This window comes from Nostoc sp. LPT (assembly GCF_017115165.1).
Taxonomy (GTDB): Bacteria; Cyanobacteriota; Cyanobacteriia; order Cyanobacteriales; family Nostocaceae; genus Nostoc.
The window spans coordinates 1-2816 of the sequence record NZ_JABXKF010000154.1; the positions used below are offsets into that span (position 1 = coordinate 1).

The window sequence follows — 2816 nt, forward strand, 5'->3', positions numbered from 1 at the left end:
TACCTCAACACGACTTTGGAGTACCTCAACACGACTTTGGAGTACCTCAACACGATTTTGGAGTACCTCAACACGACTTTCAAGTACTTCAACATGACTTCGAGGTATCTGTTGCTTATAGAACCCATTTGACATCTAAGGAGAGGATGCAAGTCTCTTAACTATCAGCCGAATAAAACAAAGATTAACCTTAGTAGTCGCATTAGCTAGAGTTCTTTCAAATACCCTGCATAAAAGAAAGGCGTAGCACGTATTAATCGTTAGCAGCTCAGAATCATCGATTTTGTAGTTTGCAGACAGATCCTAACTATAACAATCACCTTGGAAAAAAGGAGTAACTGAAAATGGCAAACATCTATGGCACATCTGGAAATGATAGTCTCTACGGAACTCTCGAAAATGACTATATATATTCTTACGAGGGTGATGATTACGTTTTCGGTGGTGAAGGAAATGATTACATTGATGGTTGGGAGGACAATGACAAGCTAGATGGTTGGACGGGCGACGACACGTTGCTTGGCTATAGTGGCAACGACACGTTGCTTGGCTATACTGGCAACGATACGCTCAAGGGCGAGTCTGGTAACGACATACTGAAGGGCGAGTCTGGCTATGACAATTTAACCGGTGGAGCAGGAGCTGACATTTTCGTTCTTGACTCAGGATTTGGTTATTATGATACAATTACAGATTTCTCCTGGCAGGAAGGTGACAAATTCCAAGTTACTGGCGTTTTGAGTGACTACTCGGTGAAGCCGTTTGGAGAAGGAACGGACATCTTGTATCAAGGTAGTTTGATTGCGTATGTGCAAAATCCTACGTCGGTGGTCCTCAGCCTAGACTTTATATTGGCTTAGAAAGCTGTTTGGCACTGTCAAGTTAAGTAATGGCTGACAATACAGTAGGATTATTCTTCAGTAGCAGAGTGTTAAAGGTGCAAAAGGTGTTGCTAAAGCCCTAAGTGGAAGTAGCCTCTAAAAGCTAAAACGCCTAGTGTAACACTCTGCTTGGTTAACCGATTTATAGTTTGTTTTCAACCTAATCAAACCTCAAGCCTTGGAAAGCTTACTAGGCTTTCTAAGGTTTGAGTTTCCTTACCACTTAATGACTGTGAGGGATTGTTCAACGACCCGAACGAAACTAAAAAACGTGCATTCATAAATCAAATTCTCTTGGAATCTAGGGATGCATCGGTTCCATACGACCGTGACGTAAACATTATCGATATTCAAGCCATTAAAGATTGTTACGGGTCGTTAGTTGTGTGAGCGATCGCCTCTTTTCTCTCCCTTCATTCCCCAATACCTTGCTTATATCATCTCTGCGTAGACGTGCAGAGATAAGCAAGACTGTGCTGCAAAGTTAAGCGATCGCTCAAGCAAATTGTGAGAAGAAGTTCTCCGAATCGGTTTCTAACCCTCGGAACTTATATACATACAGCATTTTGCATCTAAATGAAGTACATTCTATCACTCCCCTTAATCCCACGCCACTTGCTATAACGGATAGCGCAGCGTTAGCGAGTACTCGAGCGTCGGGAACCTCCGCAACACAGTGGCTCCCCGATGTATTGGGGGAAATTGCCAATCTAGTTCCCTCCCCAATACATACGGGGAGGGTTAAGGAGGGGTATTTTTGTACTTCATTAACTTGCAATCTGGTGTATAAACAAATTAGTGGTATCAAAAACATTAATACATAATCAAGAACTCTAACAATATAATAAGTTTTGATAACTGTTTAGCTAATATTGATATTTTTCAAGCTTCCTTTGGGCAAAAGACCTTGTAAGTATGTAGATACTTAGGGAATTTGACAGGGAAAGTTAGGTGACATGAACAACAGAGCAAACCAAAGGCATGAAGAAGATCATCTAATAAAATATTTCTGTATATTCAACCGAATGTTGATTTTTGTTGCAGAGATGTTTATGTCACACAGCCTTGTTGCTAAAAAGGTAATGCTGCGGTTGTTCCGAAATTTCCAGCATCCCAGACTTTCCTGGCTAAGGCTTAGACACTCATCTGTGAAAACCCAAGCTGTTCCTCTACCTGACAATGAAGCAGAAAGGCTCAAAGCGCTGGCAGACTACAATATTCTAGATACCCTACCCGAACAAGCATTTGATGACCTAACTGCTATTGCTGCCTACATTTGTAAGACTCCAATTGCTTTAATTAGCTTAGTTGATAGCGATCGCCAATGGTTTAAATCTAAGGTTGGACTGAAAAGTAGCGAAACACCCAGAGATGGGTCTTTTTGCTCCCATGCCATTCTTCAACCAGAGGATATATTAGTGGTTCCCAATGCCATCAAAGACGATCGCTTTAATAACAATCCCTTAGTCAAAGGTAATCCCAAAATTCGTTTTTATGCTGGTGTCCCTCTAATTACGGCTGATGGTCTTCCAATTGGGACATTGTGTGTTCTAGATACCATTCCTCATCACTTAAGTTACCAGCAGTTAGATGCACTGCGCCGCCTAAGTCGTCAGGTGATCGCTCAAATGGAACTCATTCAGGAAGTTCGCAACCGCAAACAAGCAGAGATCGAAGGAAGACAATTATTGCTGACTGATGAACTCACAGGTTTGTATAACCGACGTGGTTTCTTCCTAATGGCTGCACAGCAGTTGAAAATTGCTCACTGCATGAAAGTGTTTTGCTGGGTTATGTTCATTGATTTAGATGGACTAAAACAGATTAACGACACCCTTGGTCATGACATGGGAGATGCCTTGATTATTGATGCTGGTCGATTATATCATGTCCGGATAATCGCTTACGATAAAAGTAGTGAGTGCAAAGATGAGT

2 protein-coding genes are annotated in these 2816 nt (G+C 41.7%); both read left to right on the forward strand.

The features are described from left to right. Positions 1 to 344: 344 nt before the first annotated feature. A complete protein-coding gene (locus tag HWQ58_RS29600) occupies positions 345 to 860 on the forward strand; it encodes a calcium-binding protein (RefSeq protein WP_292871027.1) in 516 nt (171 codons plus the stop codon). 1073 nt (positions 861 to 1933) lie between these two features. Beyond that, the coding region (locus HWQ58_RS29605) for a sensor domain-containing diguanylate cyclase (RefSeq protein WP_292871029.1) at positions 1934 to 2816 on the forward strand (883 nt) is incomplete at its 3' end.

Excerpts from the sequence above, each read along its gene's own strand:
- HWQ58_RS29600 (WP_292871027.1), top strand. The coding sequence starts at position 345 with ATGGCAAACATCTATGGCACATCTGGAAATGATAGTCTCTACGGAACT.